This window comes from Erythrobacter sp. SN6-5 (assembly GCF_057364945.1).
In genome coordinates this window covers 1,347,926-1,363,703 of record NZ_CP200282.1, presented here as the reverse complement: position 1 = coordinate 1,363,703, position 15,778 = coordinate 1,347,926, and the positions used below count along the sequence as shown (strand labels likewise).

At 58.3% G+C, this 15,778-nt stretch carries 17 protein-coding genes; 6 read left to right on the top strand and 11 right to left on the bottom strand.

Annotated features, from left to right (window positions below):
- The first annotated feature begins 191 nt into the window (after positions 1-191).
- On the top strand, positions 192-1,736 hold the full coding sequence (locus AC0V6Z_RS06845) for a Do family serine endopeptidase (RefSeq protein ID WP_472640598.1): 1,545 nt from the start codon (positions 192-194) through the stop codon (positions 1,734-1,736).
- A 158-nt stretch (positions 1,737-1,894) separates the two neighbouring features.
- On the opposite strand, the gene AC0V6Z_RS06840 is transcribed toward AC0V6Z_RS06845, so the two are convergent.
- From AC0V6Z_RS06840 to AC0V6Z_RS06820, 5 genes are all read right to left on the bottom strand, one after another.
- Complete coding sequence (locus AC0V6Z_RS06840) at positions 1,895-4,135, bottom strand: transglycosylase domain-containing protein (protein WP_472640597.1); 2,241 nt, start codon at positions 4,133-4,135, stop codon at positions 1,895-1,897.
- A 128-nt stretch (positions 4,136-4,263) separates the two neighbouring features.
- The gene (gene msrB / locus AC0V6Z_RS06835; RefSeq protein WP_472640596.1) at positions 4,264-4,680 is read right to left on the bottom strand and encodes a peptide-methionine (R)-S-oxide reductase MsrB; all 417 of its coding nucleotides are present in this window, start codon (positions 4,678-4,680) and stop codon (positions 4,264-4,266) included.
- A 149-nt stretch (positions 4,681-4,829) separates the two neighbouring features.
- Positions 4,830-5,501: a glutathione S-transferase family protein gene (locus AC0V6Z_RS06830; RefSeq protein ID WP_472640865.1), complete on the bottom strand. Its 672-nt coding sequence runs from the start codon at positions 5,499-5,501 to the stop codon at positions 4,830-4,832.
- A 105-nt stretch (positions 5,502-5,606) separates the two neighbouring features.
- Positions 5,607-6,056, bottom strand: a complete 450-nt coding sequence (locus tag AC0V6Z_RS06825) for a hypothetical protein (RefSeq protein ID WP_472640595.1) — start codon at positions 6,054-6,056, stop codon at positions 5,607-5,609.
- Between the two features lie 95 nt (positions 6,057-6,151).
- Entirely contained in the window at positions 6,152-6,535 is a 384-nt protein-coding gene (locus AC0V6Z_RS06820) for a hypothetical protein (RefSeq protein WP_472640594.1), read from the bottom strand.
- A gap of 75 nt (positions 6,536-6,610) precedes the next feature.
- On the opposite strand from AC0V6Z_RS06820, the gene AC0V6Z_RS06815 reads away from it, so the two are divergent.
- Positions 6,611-7,003: a VOC family protein gene (locus tag AC0V6Z_RS06815; RefSeq protein WP_472640593.1), complete on the top strand. Its 393-nt coding sequence runs from the start codon at positions 6,611-6,613 to the stop codon at positions 7,001-7,003.
- 186 nt (positions 7,004-7,189) lie between these two features.
- A complete protein-coding gene (locus tag AC0V6Z_RS06810; protein ID WP_486176454.1) occupies positions 7,190-7,879 on the top strand; it encodes a hypothetical protein in 690 nt (229 codons plus the stop codon).
- A gap of 16 nt (positions 7,880-7,895) precedes the next feature.
- On the opposite strand, the gene metW is transcribed toward AC0V6Z_RS06810, so the two are convergent.
- Together metW and metX are read right to left on the bottom strand one after the other, a co-directional pair.
- A complete protein-coding gene (gene metW, locus AC0V6Z_RS06805; protein WP_472640591.1) occupies positions 7,896-8,483 on the bottom strand; it encodes a methionine biosynthesis protein MetW in 588 nt (195 codons plus the stop codon).
- Positions 8,480-9,592, bottom strand: coding sequence for a homoserine O-acetyltransferase MetX (gene metX / locus AC0V6Z_RS06800; RefSeq protein ID WP_472640590.1), 1,113 nt, complete (start codon positions 9,590-9,592; stop codon positions 8,480-8,482). Before metX ends, metW begins: the two co-directional genes overlap by 4 nt.
- Positions 9,593-9,676: 84 nt before the next feature.
- Here metX and hisC point away from each other — a divergent pair, with 84 nt between their 5' ends.
- Both hisC and AC0V6Z_RS06790 read left to right on the top strand, forming a co-directional pair.
- Positions 9,677-10,777: a histidinol-phosphate transaminase gene (hisC, locus tag AC0V6Z_RS06795; RefSeq protein ID WP_472640589.1), complete on the top strand. Its 1,101-nt coding sequence runs from the start codon at positions 9,677-9,679 to the stop codon at positions 10,775-10,777.
- A complete protein-coding gene (locus AC0V6Z_RS06790; RefSeq protein ID WP_472640588.1) occupies positions 10,774-11,676 on the top strand; it encodes a prephenate/arogenate dehydrogenase family protein in 903 nt (300 codons plus the stop codon). Before hisC ends, AC0V6Z_RS06790 begins: the two co-directional genes overlap by 4 nt.
- Here the strand turns inward: AC0V6Z_RS06790 and AC0V6Z_RS06785 are convergent.
- The 4 genes from AC0V6Z_RS06785 to ftsE are packed head-to-tail and all read right to left on the bottom strand — an operon-like array spanning position 11,624 to position 14,590.
- Positions 11,624-12,361 (bottom strand): lysophospholipid acyltransferase family protein, encoded by a 738-nt coding sequence (locus tag AC0V6Z_RS06785; protein WP_472640587.1) that lies wholly within the window; start codon positions 12,359-12,361, stop codon positions 11,624-11,626. The two genes, AC0V6Z_RS06790 and AC0V6Z_RS06785, sit on opposite strands and share 53 nt — an antisense overlap.
- An 11-nt stretch (positions 12,362-12,372) precedes the next feature.
- Entirely contained in the window at positions 12,373-12,918 is a 546-nt protein-coding gene (locus tag AC0V6Z_RS06780) for a YdcF family protein (protein WP_472640586.1), read from the bottom strand.
- The gene (locus tag AC0V6Z_RS06775; RefSeq protein ID WP_472640585.1) at positions 12,915-13,859 is read right to left on the bottom strand and encodes a cell division protein FtsX; all 945 of its coding nucleotides are present in this window, start codon (positions 13,857-13,859) and stop codon (positions 12,915-12,917) included. Before AC0V6Z_RS06775 ends, AC0V6Z_RS06780 begins: the two co-directional genes overlap by 4 nt.
- Positions 13,856-14,590, bottom strand: a complete 735-nt coding sequence (gene ftsE, locus AC0V6Z_RS06770) for a cell division ATP-binding protein FtsE (protein WP_472640584.1) — start codon at positions 14,588-14,590, stop codon at positions 13,856-13,858. Before ftsE ends, AC0V6Z_RS06775 begins: the two co-directional genes overlap by 4 nt.
- Before the next feature lie 154 nt (positions 14,591-14,744).
- On the opposite strand from ftsE, the gene AC0V6Z_RS06765 reads away from it, so the two are divergent.
- Positions 14,745-15,746, top strand: coding sequence for a zinc-ribbon domain-containing protein (locus tag AC0V6Z_RS06765; RefSeq protein ID WP_472640583.1), 1,002 nt, complete (start codon positions 14,745-14,747; stop codon positions 15,744-15,746).
- The last annotated feature ends 32 nt before the right edge of the window (positions 15,747-15,778 follow it).

Below are 15,778 nucleotides of genomic sequence, written 5' to 3'. Positions count from 1 at the left end.
ACCTGACGCTAAACCGCATCGGGTATCGGACGACTTCCGACGAACCGCATAGCGGGTCTGACCGACTACATTTGTCGTTCAAACTGCGTTAAGTGCGTCTTGGGCCATTGTAAGGGCGTAACTGTTTAGCAGGCTCGCTCGTATTCATGAAGGCCTGCTAAGCGCAAACTTGTAAAGAGGAACGAGAGGACGTGAACAAAGTGCGTTATGTTTATGGACTGACGAGTGCACTGCTTGTGGGCGGCGCAACGATTTCGCTGGTGACTGGCCAGCCTGCTGGCGCACAAGTTGCGCAAAATGATGACCGGGTGATGAGCCAGGTGGTTCCCCGCGCGGGTGCACCGGCCAGCTTTGCTGATCTAACCGAGCAATTGCAGCCAGCGGTAGTCAACATCGCCACCCGTCAGCGGGTCGAGGTGCAAAGCCGCAATCCGTTCCAAGGCACACCTTTTGCGGATCTGTTCAACCGCCGCCGCGGCGGCGGCAACGGTCCGGCGCAGCCGCAAACTCGCGAAGCACAATCGCTTGGTTCAGGCTTTATCATTTCCGCAGATGGCTTTGTGGTCACAAACAACCACGTGGTCGCCCCCAATGAACGGGCAACCCTGGAAGAGATCACCATCACCATGCCTGATGGCACGGAATATGAGGCTGAACTGGTCGGCGCCGATGCCGCATCAGATTTGGCGGTGCTCAAGATCCAATCTGGCAATGATTTCCCATTCGTGAAGTTCGGCAATTCTGCCGAAGCACGGGTCGGCGACTGGGTCGTTGCGATCGGCAACCCGTTCGGACTTGGCGGAACGGTGACCAGCGGCATCGTTTCCGCAGTGCTGCGCAACACCGGCCAAGGCGGCGCTTATGACCGCTACATCCAAACCGATGCCAGCATCAATCGCGGCAATTCCGGCGGTCCGTTGTTCGACATGCAAGGTAATGTAATCGGCATCAACAATGCGATTTTCTCGCCGTCTGGAGGCAGTGTCGGTATTGGTTTCGCTATCCCAGCAGAAATCGCCGCACCGATTGTTGAACAACTTAAGAGCGGCCAAGAAATTGAACGTGGTTTCTTAGGCGTCAGCATTCAGCCAATCACTGACGATTTGGCAGACTCGCTCGGGCTTCAACGCAATCGTGGTGAGTTTGTCCAAAGTGTGCAGGACGACGGCGCAGCCGATGCGGCCGGCATTCAAGCGGGCGATGTCGTCTTGAAGATCGATGGCAAGGACGTGACGAGCGAACAGTCACTATCGTTCCTCGTTGCCAATATCGCGCCGGGCACACAAATCCCAATTGAACTGCTGCGTGATGGCCAGCGCCGCACCGTCAACGCGACTGTAGGCAAGCGCCCGACAGAGGCTGAGCTTCGCCAACAGCAGATGTTCAGCGAAGATGATGATGACGCTCAGATGGAACCGGGCGATTCCGACGGCTTCATCGAAGAGAAGCTCGGGCTTCAGGTTGTTGACCTGACACCAGAGATCATCCGTCAATTGCGTGCGGAAGAAGGTACGACCGGGGTGGCGATCACCGCCGTTGACCCTAACTCGGATGCTGGCCGGAAAGGCTTGCGCCGCCGAGACATCATTCTATCGGCAAATTATCAGGATATCGCCAGCGTGGATGATCTGCGGCAGATTATCACTCAAGCAGAGGCTGATGACCGTGATGCCCTGCTGCTGCGTATGCAACGTCCAGGCCAACCAGCGCGTTACCTGCCGGTCCGCCTACGCTGATCTGAAGATTCAAATCGATCAAACGGAGGGGCGCTGCGGACAGACCGCGGCGCCTCTTTTCGTATAGGCCAAAAAAGCGGGGCGCGATAAAGGTTGACGATCGCGGATAGAGTCTACGCCGATTGCCGCGACCTCTGCCGCGCCACGCGGTGCTATCTCTAGTTGATTGAGATAAAACCTTCTTGCCCGGTGCGATCTTGCCGCGGTGGCGGTGGTGGGGGATCCCGCCGAGGCCCGTCGCCCGGCACGCCTGGATCAGGTGGCAGGTTCTGCCCTGTGGCCTGCTCTAGGAAATCATCGCTCGCCGCTTGGGGCGGTTCTTCCGCGCCACTTGGTTCAGCACGCTCGCCCTCGATACCGAATGGCACGTCACTCTCTGCTTCGCGCCTTCCCGGCTCAATCAGATTGCCCTGCTCATCGATGAAATAGTAATCGTCTGGATCACCATATAGGAACTCGTCATCGGGCTCGAGCTGCCATTCCGGCAGTTTCAGATCGGTATCAAACTTCTCAACTGGGCGATCCTTGACCGCATAGCGCATGTAAGCGGCAAACGCCTGTGCTGGGGCCCGCCCGCCTTGCAGGCCGGACACACGCTTTGCATCATCGCGGCCCATCCAAACGCCGGTGGTGACGCCGGAAGAAAAGCCGACGAACCAGCCGTCTTTGTTAGAGCTGGTGGTGCCGGTCTTACCAGCAACGGGGCGGCCAATCTGCGCCGCGCGACCTGTGCCCGTTGCCACCGCGCTTTGCAGCAGGTCCGTGATCCCAGCGGCCACGTAATCAGGCACCAAAGTCGTCTCGGTCGACTTCTCGTGCTTATAAATGACCTCGCCATTGGCGCTGGTCACGCGCAATATGCCATAGGGCTCAATTGCTTTGCCGCGTGCGGAGACAGCCGCGAATGCGCGGGTCATATCAATCAGACGAACCTCGGACGAACCCAGCACCATTGAAGGGAAAGTAGAGATCGGCGTCGTGACCCCAAACCGGCGAGCCATTGACGCGACGGTTCCAAAGCCAACCTCATTGCCCAATTGCGCCGCAACCGTGTTAATCGAGAAGGCAAAGCTGGTTCGCAGGCTCGTCTCGCCCACATTGCGCCCACTGGAATTGCGCGGGGTCCATCCATCAATCGTGACCGGCGTGTCGACCACGCGGTCATCCGGTGTGTAGCCAGCCTCTAGTGCGGCGAGATAGACGAATAATTTCCAGGAGGAACCGGGCTGTCGCATAGCGTTGGTCGCGCGGTTGTAATTGCTTTCGACATAATCCGTGCCGCCAACCATCGCCAGGATCGCGCCGTCGCGGTCGAGGCTAACCAGGGCACCCTGCGAGCCGTCTGGCGTGTTCGCATCAATCGACGCGGTCGCCGCGCGCTGCATGCCCACATCCAGCGTCGTCCAGACTTCAATCGGCTCATAAGTTTCCGGCAGCAACAGATCGAGCTGAGGCAGCGCCCAATCAGTGAAATAACGCACAGAGTTCTGTCCGCTCTGCTGGCGCAAATTCACCGCGCTCACATCAACCGAGGCTTCTTCTGAGGTGATATAGCCCTGCTCATTCATTAGGCGCAGGACGGTTTGCGCACGGTCAACGGCGGCCTGAACATCCGCAGTCGGTGAATAGCGGCTCGGTGCCTTCACCAGTCCAGCAATGATCGAAGCCTCTGCCACGCTCAGCTCTTTGGCTGGATGGCTGAAAAATTTGCGGCTCGCGCTGTCGATCCCATAAGCACCGCCACCAAAATAGACCTTGTTGAGATAAAGTTCGAGGATCTGTTCTTTCGAAAATTTCCATTCCAGCGCCATGGCCAGCACGGCCTCGCGCGCCTTACGGTCAACAGTGCGATTGGAATTGAGAAACAGATTTCGCGCCAGCTGCTGGGTAATGGTGGAGGTGCCGCCCAGCCGCGCTCTCGACCCCGTAACACCTTCGACGATCGCACCGGTCAGGCGGATTGGATCAATCCCGTAATGCGAATGATAGCGGCGATCCTCCACCGCGATCATCGCGTTGGTCATATTTTTTGGGATCTCTTCGTAGGCCAGCCATTCGCCGAAACTTGGGCCAAGCTCGACAATCTCTGTCCCATCGCGCGCCCGCACCAGAATGGTTTGCGCGTTTTGGGTTGCTTTCAACTGGTAGAAACTTGGTAGCTCACGCGCAGCAAATCCCACTGCAACAGTAAGGAAGATAACACCGAGCAGGGCGACCCCGCCGCCCCATAGGACAATCCGCTTGAGCCATTTGCGAAACGCAGATGGAGGTTTTGCGTCTTTCGCCGACTTACCTTTGCCTTTGCTGCTTGTCCGTTTGGAACCGCCCGCACGCTCCGCGGCCGCGCGGCGGCTACCGCGCTTGCCCTTGTTTTGCAGTTGGTTTCCCCGTTTCGACATTACCGGCTTGGCCTATCCCTTTCGTGCCAAAAATAGCGCGTTTTAACCCGCGATTGACCTGCATGGTTCTGTCCTAACCCGGCGTGAACGGTAATCGCAATGTGGGCATCGTCCAAAACGGGTTATTGCTACTCAGAATCAGCCTTATCCGACGCGAAATCAAGGCTGGCGGAATTGATGCAATAACGCAGGCCGCCTGCCTCTGGCGGTCCATCGGGAAAGACATGGCCCAAATGGCCACCGCATGCAGCACACAGCACCTCGGTGCGGATCATGCCATGCGAAACATCACGCTTTTCCTCGACGGTTTCAGCATCTGTTGGCTTCGTAAACGCGGGCCAGCCGCATCCACTGTTGTACTTCGCGTCGCTTGCAAATAGCGCGGTGCCGCAGCCAGCACAGGTGTATTCACCCTCTTCGAAATGCTTGTCGTACTCGCCGGTGAAGGCCCGCTCTGTGCCCGCTTCGCGCAGCACGTGATATTGTTCTGGGGACAGCTTCTCGCGCCATTCGGCATCGCTGGTGGCTTTGGGGTCGGACTTCATCTATTTTCTCCTCGGGCGCTGGCGGGACCATCCGGTCCCTTGGCTATCCTCGCTCAAACGATCAAAGATCGCGTCGCTGCGGGTGGTCAGTCGGCCTTGCGGCCCTCAGGGCCGTGTGGTGCCGAATATAGGAGTAAGCGCGCGTTTTCCTACCCATCGACGAGGGCATAATGCGCTGGCGGCTTGATCACGTCCATTCGCTCCGTCAGCAGCGGGCGGAAGCTCGGGCGGCTCTTGAACACCGCGTACCATCCGCGCGTTTGCTCATGCCCGGTCCAGTCAATTCCGCCGAGATAATCCGCAACCGAAATCTGCGCAGCGGCCGCAAGGTCTGCCATGCTCATGGTCGATCCGGCGAGCCACGGGCGGTTGTCGATCAGCCAATCCATATAATCCAGATGGCCATGAGCGAGCTTCATCGCGACCCGCAAAACCTTGGAATCCGGTGGCTGCCGCAGCACAATGCGCTTCTTCATCCGCTCCGACAAAAGCGGCGCAGTGACATCGGCGTAGAAATTCTCATCAAACAAGGCGATCAGACGGCGGATTTCCGCGCGGCCTGTTGCCGTGCCATTGATCATCGGCGCGGTGTCGACGGTTTCTTCAAAATATTCTGCAATTGCGCGGCTGTCGCTGATCACGATCTCGCGCTCTGCATCAACCAGAACGGGCGTCCGACCAGCCGGATTGAGGTTGAAGAACATGTCAGAGGCCGCCCATGGGTCTTCGCGCACCAATTCATAGGCGATATTCTTCTCGCCCATCAGCAGCCGAACCTTACGGCTAAAAGGACAGAGCGGGAATTGGTGAAGGCGGTACATAGCGCAGAGATTCATGCCTCAGCGCAGGCTCCGCGTCCACTGGATTTCGCGTAAAGTCTTGTGAATCGAACCAGCGGCCTGCATTCGCAAGCCGCTGTCCGCGCTTTAGCGTACGCGCGCCTCATCCAGCGCGCCTTTCATCCGCTCCGCCATATCGCGCAACGCTGGTAGCATCAGCTCCAGTCCTTCGGCCATCCCGCTCATCGCATTCATGGCTCGGGGCAGTTCACTCGATAATTGCTCAGGCAGTTCATCTGCGTCTGGCGCGAGGTCTCTCACGCGGGCATCTGGATCAATGTCTGGCCCCTGGCCTCCGGTTGCCTTGTCCAAGGCCTCAGCCATCGGCCCGATCGGCATTTCCAAAACGGTGCCCAACAATATCTCTGCCATAACAGTGGCCTGATCCTGAAACGCAGGGTCGGACAGTTTCTCCGATAATTGCGAAAGCGAACTTTCCGCGTCGCTTGGCGGGATATCTGCTGCCTCTTGCGCAAAGGCGATGGACGGGGTGGCAAGTGCCAACACAGCAGCGGCGGCAATAGGCAAAGCGCGCATGGAAATTCCTCCTGAAATTTTTGGGTTGCCCATGCATTAGTTCATATTCAATGACTTGAACCTGAACGCAGAGGCCGCACTGAGCCGGAGGCATGCTAAACCCCGGAGGTTTCCAGCATCAGCAAACAGGCAGGCATAACATCATTGAGGTTGCCATTATTGATCAACGCCTGCGCTTCACTAGCCACCAACTCCGACACACCGTCGCGATTTAGCCCAGTCTCATCCATCAATCCTGCCAACGCACGCACGAAGAATTCGCGCCCTCGCTCCGACATCGCGGGCCATTTTTGCGCATCTGCATTGCCGCTTTCCTGTCCATAGGCAACCAGTGAAAATGCCGCTGAACACCGCACAATCGCGCGGTTTTCGCTGGAAAGGTCAGCAGCGCTGGACACTTCATCGGCGATAGGTGTGAGTGCAGCGCCAGGGCCAGCTTGCGCCAGCAGCAAAGCGGCGAACATTTGAAAAGAGCTCATGTCAGTTGCCTATAGCAATCAATCTGAACGCCATGCTACCAGCTTCGTGGAGACTCACAGAGGAGACAACCTACAATGCTAAATCACATCATGATCGGTTCCAATGATATTGAACGGTCAAAAGCCTTCTACAGCAAGGTTCTCAGCGTGCTTGGTGCGGGCGAGCCAATGGCGCATGTCAACGATACCGGGCAAACGCGCCTGTTTTATATGCACGATGGCGACACATTCTCAATTAGTGAACCAATCAATGGCGAGCCCGCTCTGCCATCAAACGGTTTCACCGTTGGTTTTAAGTGCAATTCATTGGAGCAAGTGCAGGAATTGCATGATGTTGCGGTAGCGAATGGCGGCACCAGCATCGAGGACCCTCCCGGCCCGCGTGAAGGATCAATGGGAACGATGAACCTTTGTTACTTCACAGATCCAGACGGCCACAAAGTCTGCGGCATTCACCGTCCTAGCTAAATAGCGTTGAGGGAGAGGCGAGATCGATGGGGCGCAACACAATGTTGCCGTCCGCTTCAATCGAGCCCTTCCAACGCGTCAACTTGGTTTAATGCTGTTGACGATAGCTTCACAGGGCGCTTTAGCGGCCCCACTAATAATAACGGAAGGGTGAAGATGAAGTTTGATACGCGATGGAGATCAATGTTGGCGGCGACGTCGTTGTCAATCGGGCTGGCGGCATGCAGCGGCGCAGACGATGCCACAGACGAAGCAGGAGAGGCACTTGATACAATAGCCGCTCAAGTTGAAGGCGCGGCAGATGAGCTGTCTGGCAGCGCCAATGCTCCCACGTTCGCTGATGGACCAGATGTGTGTTTCAAAGCTGCGGCAGAGAAGCTTGGAGCCGATGCAAAGGTTGCGGAAATCGCGTCGTTCTTTAGTGAAGGCCCGGATGTAGACCCAAGCGAAGACGAACCGAAAGGGCAGTTGCAAACGTGCACGGTCGATTATCAGGACCCTGAAGATCCGCGTAAATTGCTGAGCATGCGGATGGACTCGAGTACTGGCGAATTTCAAGAGCCACAGCAGGTCGAAATTTCAGTTAGCGGGAATGCTGCTGAGTTTAACCTAGACGATTATCTTGTGAAACTTTCCGATGTGAACACATCGGGACTGGCAGCTAAACTAGAAGAACAAAAAGCCAAGCTGGACGAAGTCTATAGCACTCACGCATGGACAGGCGTTCGCCTGACTGAGCCTGGCGCATTCAGCGATGTTCATTTGATCCGAGTCGATGTGGCTGGCCGCATCGAAGCAAATGACATCAAAGGGGATGGATATGCCGAGTTCTCAATCGATGGAACCAAAACAATCGGTAACCGACTAGTCCCATGATCCAAGCGGCTGTGATTTAACGGCTCAGCTCAAAGACAGCGAATTCGGCGCGCCAGTTAGCTGCTGGTGCGCCGATTTGTTTTTCATTGGCGAAAAACCAGCTGCGCTCAATCCGTGCGCCCTTGGCTCGGGCCAATTCACGAAAATCATCAATCGTCACATGGTGGATGTTCTGCGTTTCATACCAGCTTAGCGGCAGTGCACTGGTCACCGGCATACGGCCCCCAAACATCAGCGCCGCGCGGGTGCGCCAATGGGCAAAGTTGGGAAAGCTGACAAAGGCCTTTGTGCCGACCCGGAGCAACTCGTCGAGCATCCGATCAGGCCGCTCTGCCGTTTGCAAGGTTTGGCTGAGGATGGCGTAGTCGAACGCCTTATCCGGGTAATTGGCAAGATCGCGATCGGCATCGCCTTGGACCACGGAAAGTCCGCGCCCAACGCAGCGTTCCACCTGAGCTGGGTTAAGCTCAAGTCCCCGTGCATCCACGCCTAGCTTGCTCTCCAACTCCGCCATCAAAGCCCCATCGCCGCAGCCGATATCGAGCACTCGGCTGCCTTTCGCGACATGCGCGGCGATCGCGGCGAGATCAGGCCTGAGCGTCATTCGAGGAATCCCTGTACCACACGGTCGAGCGCCGCATGTTCGAGCAGAAAGCTGTCATGGCCATGCGGGGCGGAGAGCTCGACAAAGCTCACCTTGGCTCCTGCCGCGTTCAGCGCATGGACGATATGGCGGCTTTCCGCGGTGGGATAAAGCCAATCGGTGTCGAAGCTGACGAGGCAAAAGCGCGAGCTTGCGCCTGCAAAGGCATCCGCGAGTTTGCCGCTGCCCGGCGTGCTGGCGAAGTCCTCCGCAAGATCGAAATAGTCCATCGCACGGGTGATATAGAGGTAGGAATTGGCATCAAACCGCTGGGTAAAGCCGCTGCCCTGATAGCGCAGATAGCTCTCCACCTGAAAATCAGCATCGAAGCCGAAGCTCTTTGATGAGCGGTCTTGGAGGCGCCGACCAAACTTCGCCGTCAGCCCCTCTTCGGAAAGATAGGTGATATGCGCCGCCATCCGCGCCACGGCGAGGCCATTGTCAGGCGAGGTGTCGCTCGCATAATAGTCACCGTCCTGCCACGCTGGATCAGCCATAATCGCTTGGCGACCGACCTCGTGAAAGGCGATATTCTGCGCCGAATGACGCGCGGTTGAAGCAATCACCAGCACCCGCTCAGCCCGGTCCGGCCAATTGGCGGCGAGGCTCAGCGCCTGCATCCCGCCCATTGATCCGCCGACTACCGTGTGAAGCCGCTCAATGCCCAAGCCATCGAGCAAAGCGACCAGGCCGCGCACCATGTCCCGAATGGTGATGACAGGAAATTGCATAGCATAAGGATTGCCATCTGGTCCTTCGCTCATCGGTCCGGTGGAGCCCATGCAGCTGCCGATGACATTGGCGCAAATGACATGAAACCGGTTGGTGTCGATCGGCTTACCGGGGCCGACCATCCGCTCCCACCAGCCGGGCTTTCCGGTCACAGGATGCGGACTGGCGATATATTGGTCGCCCGTCAGCGCGTGGCAGATTAGAACCGCATTGGATTTGTCCGGCGCAAGTTCGCCATAACTCTCATAAGCAATCTGTACATTGCTAAGCGCCTGTCCGCAATCAAGCGGCAGATCCTTGGGGAGCGCAAAGCTCTTAGAGGTGGGTGGTGTGGCCATCGGGCTGCGGGGATTGGGCGAGCATGACGCGAGTGTCAATTGCGCTGTTTTTTATCGGCAAGAGCGGTTATGCGCGCGGCTACTATGCCAATGCAACCTGAACTGAAGTCCTGGATCAATGAAATTCGCGCTTATGTGCCTGGCAAGTCCAAGGCCGACGATGGGCGTGAATTGGTCAAACTGTCTGCTAATGAGAACCCTCTGGGATGCAGCAAGGCCGCGCTGGAGGCTTTGCGTGAACCCGACCATCCAGAGCTTTATCCTGATCCAGGCGCGCTGCCACTGGCAGATGCGATCGGCACTCTGCACGGTATTGACCCCGCTCAGATTGTGTGTGGCACCGGCTCTGGCGAGCTTCTGCATTGCGCGGTTCAAGCCTTTGCCGGACCAGGCGATGAAGTGCTTTTCTCAAAATACTCCTTTTCGCTGTATCCCCTGATTGCGCGCAAGGTTGGCGCGACGCCAGTGTTCGTCGAGGACGATGACTTTGTAGCGTCGGTCGACAACATCCTTGAGCGTGTCACCGACAAGACCAAGGTCGTCTTGCTCGACAATCCAAACAATCCCGGCGGTACAGCAATTGGCCGCAACGAAGTCCGGCGCCTGCATGCGGGCCTTCCGCCCAGCGTGTTGCTGGTGCTGGATCAGGCTTACGGTGAATATGTTGAGGAAGACATGCATGATGGCGGCCTGGAGCTGGCGGCAAGCGCAAACAATGTGCTGGTGACGCGAACCTTCTCCAAAGCCTATGGGCTCGCCGGTCTGCGGATTGGATGGGCCACGGGCGCACCCAATCTGATCGACGCGCTCAATCGTTTGCGCGGGGCATTCAACGTTTCGACGCAGGGGCAGAACGCTGCGATTGCGGCCTTGGCTGATCAACAATTCGTTGCCCATTCGCGGGAAGTGAATGCAGCGGGCCGTGCGAAACTGGCAGGCGCGATTGCCGCGCTTGGTAATCACGGCCTGCGGGCAATTCCAAGCCAGGCCAACTTCATGCTGGTCCTGTTTGAAGGCGATGTAAGCGCCGAAAGCGCCCTCCAAGCCCTCAGCGAAGCGGGATATGCGGTTCGCCACATGCCGGGTCAGGGTCTGCCCAATGCGCTGCGCATCACGATAGGCAGCGAAGAGCATATGGAGCAGGTCGTCGCCACTCTGCGTGCGCTGTGCGGAGAGCCGACATGACCATTCAATCGGTCGCCATCATCGGGCTTGGCCTGCTTGGCGGCTCCATCGGTCTCGCAGCCAGTGAACATGCGCCAGAGATCACGACCTTCGGTTATGATGCGGACCCTGCCGTGCGCGACGCCGCTCGCAAGCGCGGCCTAACCAGCCAAGTTTGCGACAGCGCCGAAGACGCCGTGCGCGGCGCCGATCTCGTGATATTATGTGTCCCCGTCGGCGCGATGGCCAGCGCAGCAAGGGCTCTTGCTGGTGCGCTCAAGCCGGATGCGATCATCAGCGATGTTGGCTCCTCCAAGACCAGCGTTCTGGCAGATCTCGCCGCTGCATTGCCGGGTCACACGATCATCCCCGCGCACCCTGTTGCAGGGACGGAGCAAAGCGGGCCGGAGGCTGGCTTCGCCTCGCTGTTCACCAATCGCTGGTGCATCCTGACCCCTCATGATGGCGCGGATGCGGCTGCTCTGGAGGCTCTCAAGGGCTTTTGGACAAAGCTGGGCGCACGTATCGAGATTATGGATGCCGAGCATCACGATCTGGTGCTGGCGGTGACCAGCCATATCCCGCACCTCATCGCCTTTACAATCGTAGGCACCGCCAGCGACCTAGAAGAGGTGACACGCGGCGAAGTGATCAAATACTCCGCTGGCGGTTTTCGCGATTTCACCAGGATTGCTGCCTCTGACCCGGTGATGTGGCGCGATGTGTTCTTGAACAACAAGGCCGCCGTCCTCGAAATGCTGGGCCGTTTCAGCGAAGACCTAACCGCATTGCAGCGCGCGATCCGATCGGGTGACGGTGAAACGCTGGAGGAATTGTTCAGCCGAACGCGGACAATCCGGCGCAAGATTATCGAAGAAGGTCAGGACGATGAGAGTCCAGATTTTGGCCGGGATCATTAAGCGCATTCATCGCCGCATGGACCCGCTGTTCCGCCTCTTCGCGCGGTAGGCCGGGCGGAACCATCTCACCCACCTTATAAGTAATCACGCCCGAACGCTTGATCCAACCGTGATAGAGCGGCCCGCTGTCCACGGCGACCGGCACAACCGGCAATTTGACTAGCTTATAGATCCCTGCAAAGCCCGCGCGCATTGGCGGGCTCTCGCCATGCGGCACGCGTGTGCCCTCTGGGAAGATCACGAGCGGACGTCCTTCAGCCACCATCCCTTTAGCTGCGCTTAGCATTTTGCGCAGTGCGCTTGCCCCGCCATCACGGGAAACCGGGATGAGGCCATAGATTATCGCTGCTCGCCCCCAGCCGGGAATATTAAACAACTCCCGCTTGGTGAACACGGCGGGCCAGCGGAGCAATGTAGGCGCGTCAATCGCCTCGAAAAAACTCTCATGCTTGATCACATAGAGCACCGGGCCAGTCGCCAGTTCGCCTTCGACCTTGACTGTGATGCCGATAATGACGCGCAGGCACCAGCGGTGCCAATCGGTCCAGCGCCGCACAATGCCGCGCAGGGCGTCGCGCCGGAATGTCAGCGCCAGCATAGCGGCCACGACCAGCATCGCGCTGACCCCGTAGAACACGGGATAGAACACCATGCTGCGTAATGCGCTGATAAGGCTTCTAAACATCGCCACGCTCGTTAGAGGTTGACTAGGCCCGCGGCCCAGCTCGCCAGCAACTTGTGATATTCTAGAAACAGGCTGGAAAGGCTGGGGTTGGAGGTCACGGCATCGCGCACAACGACAACGCCTTCAGGGAGCTTGCGCGACAATTCACCTGCTGCACGCCGCATATGCCAGTCGGTCGTGACCAGTCGCAGAGATTTGATCTCGTTGGTTTCGACCCATTGAGCCGTTTCGGAGGCATTGCTGCGCGTATCGACAGCGGCAAAGCCAAGCGTGACACAGCATTCCATGCGCGCGTCATCAACGGTGAACTGCGCTGCGAACTCTGCCGGTTTCACTTCGCGGTCGACCCCGCTGACCAACATCATTTCCGCCGCCCCGCTGTCGAGCACTTCCAGCCCGCGCGCGATCCGGCCTGCGCCCCCTGTTGGCACAATCACCGCATCGGTCTTGGCCGCTGCATCGCCAATTACTGGCGAGGGCTGAGGCAGGGTGGTGGCAAAGGCCAGGAACCCGATCGCCCAAAATAAGAAGATCGCGGAAAGAATGCGTTTGATCACAGCATCCTCCGCAGAGCCATCAGGATGGTGTAGCGCCCGGTGATCAGCGCCAATGCAACGCCAGCGAGAGGGATCAGCGCGATGATGATCCAATCACTCATACCCAGAACGCCGTCAGCCACCATCCCGCTGTCCAGAGCAGCAAACTGACGCCCGAGCAGCCAAACCGCGCCTGCACCCAGACCCAAGCCGACCAGCCCGCCAAAGGCTGCATCGCGCACAACCGAACGCTGGAATATCCGCGTGATCTGAGCATCGGTTCCGCCAAGCAGATGCATAATTTCAACCGTTTCCTTGTGGTTGGAAAAGGCGCTGCGCGCCGCCAACCACACGGCTGCCGCGCAGGCAAACGTCAGCAAGGCGATCAGTGCCAGCGCCAGATATTGCAGCGATGACAGCGCCGCATAGACTGGTTGCAGCCATTCTGATTGTGCATCGACCCGGGCACCCGGCACATCTGCATCCAGCGCCGCCTGAAGCCGCGCGATTTCCTGTGGTCCACTGGCGCTGATTAATTGCACGTCGATCAGCGCCGGGATCGGCAAATCCTGATTGCCCGCTCCATCGCCCAGCCATGGGCGCAGCATCTCGTCCAGCTCTTCTTCTGGCACCACCCTTAGGCTCGCCACGATGTCTTGAGCCGTCAGCACTTCGGCTGCTGTCGCTGCCTTTTGTTTCCGCAGCGTTTCATTCGCCTCAGTAATCTGGATCGTCACCGCGCCGGACAATTCAGCGCGGGCATTGCCAGTCAGATTGTTGAGGGCCAAGCCGCCTGCGGCTGCAATCACAACCAGAGCGATCATGATCGCGATCACCCAAGGGATCGGGCCAGACAGTCTCGCCTGCGGCACCAACAGCGCAGCGGCGCTGCCCTTGAGCGGCCCCGGAGCTTTTGCAGGCGTGTTATCGGCCAGCTCTGTTGCAAATGGCGGCGTGCTCATTGCCCAGCCCCCATCGGTCCAGTGCTGCGCGGCGGGAATTTCAGCGCGCCTGTCGGATCGGTCAAGCGGCCCTTGTTAAGCCGCATGATCAGCGATTCCGGCACTTTTTTGAGCAAGTGCACATCGTGAGTGGCAACAACAACTGTCGTGCCCAGCCGATTTAGTGCCTCAAACAGTCGGAGCAGCTTGAGCGCCATCTCCGGATCAACGTTGCCGGTTGGCTCATCGGCGATCAGCATATCGGGCCGCCCGATCACCGCGCGCGCAATGGCAACGCGTTGCTGTTCCCCGCCGGACATTGTTGCTGGGCGGGCCTTCACCCGGTGTGACAGCCCCACCCAATCGAGCATATCATCAACTGGCTTTTGCAGCTCGCTTTCGGGTACACCGGCCAGCCTCAGCGGTAAGGCAACATTATCGAACGCAGTTAAGTGCTTCACCAGACGAAAGTCCTGAAACACAACGCCCAACCGCCTGCGATAGGTCGGCAATTGCTCCCTAGGCAGGGTGATCATATCCTTGCCGAACATGCGGATGCCGCCGCGCGAGGGGCGCTGAGCCAGATACAGCAGTTTGAGCAGACTGGTTTTTCCGGCCCCGCTTGCCCCTGTGAGAAAGTAAAAACTGCCCGGAAAGAGCGTGAAACTGAGGTCGCTCAGCACCTCAGGCTCGGTTCCATAGCGCAGCCCGACATTGTCGAAATTCACCGTATCGCCTGCGCGTTCATTCATGGCTATGCCCCTATCCCATGCCTGCCGAGGGGAAAAGCCCATAGTGCTCAGCGCGCGAAACAAGCGCAGCAATGTGGAAAAAAGCCAACATTTGCGGCCCAAAGGTCCTGATGCACTTGTGCGCAACTTACGGGCGCGTATTGCCGTAATAACCATGATTATAGCCTGCCCTGCCTGCAACACACGCTATGTTGTCCCGGACAACGCCATTGGCGATGACGGGCGGACCGTGCGCTGCGCGAAGTGCAAGCATAGTTGGTTTCAAGAGGCGGTGTTTGATTTGCCACCGCAGGCTGAGGTCGCAGCGCCAGAACCGGCTGCGGAGCCTGCTACACCGCCACCGCCTCCACCCGCAGCGTCCCAGGCAGCGCCCCCCTCTGCCCCAGAACCTGAGGCGGACGCGGAAGAAGCGCCTAGCGCGCCTTCGATCAATCATTGGCGCACAAGTGACCGACCTGCTGCCACATCAGATGCGGTCAGCGCAGCGGCGGCATCAGCCGCATCGGCCCTTCATCGAGATCGCACACCGCTCGACCAAGAACCGGAAGCGGATGATCAAGCTCCCCCAAGCGATACTGTCGAAGAAAGCACCAATCATGATATCGGTCCAGCTGCCTCCTATAGTTCAAGCAGCTACGATGGTGACGCTGCTGATGAGCCCGCTGAGACCGAAGAATATGATAGCGATGAGGGCTCGCGTTTTGACTATCGCCCGCCTTTCACCGCTCGCCGCAATCCGCTTAAAATGTGGACTGCGGCGGCTGCGATTTTCGCCTTACTTGCCGCTGGCACCATCGCCGCAGTAAATTATTACGGCATGCCAGATTGGGCGCCGTTCAACCGGCCCGTTTTCGGGATCGGCCAGTCAGACCTTGAGCTGGATTTCCCTGCCGCTGAGCAACGCACCGAAACCCTACCCAGCGGCACAGAGATTTTCCGCGCGCGCGGCACAATCACCAACACTGGCCGCGAAACGGTTGATGTGCCGTCGCTGCGCATTGTCCTGCGCGATGAGCGAGAGCGGATTGTGTTCGATTGGAATGTTGCTCCGCCGCAGTCACAGCTGGCCCCAGGTGAGACCATGACGGTGACTGAAGCGGTTACCGATGTGCCAGCGACAGCCCGCTTTGCAGAAATCGGTTGGGCACCCAACTAAGCGCAGTTTTGATGCAATTTTGCCGCGGCACA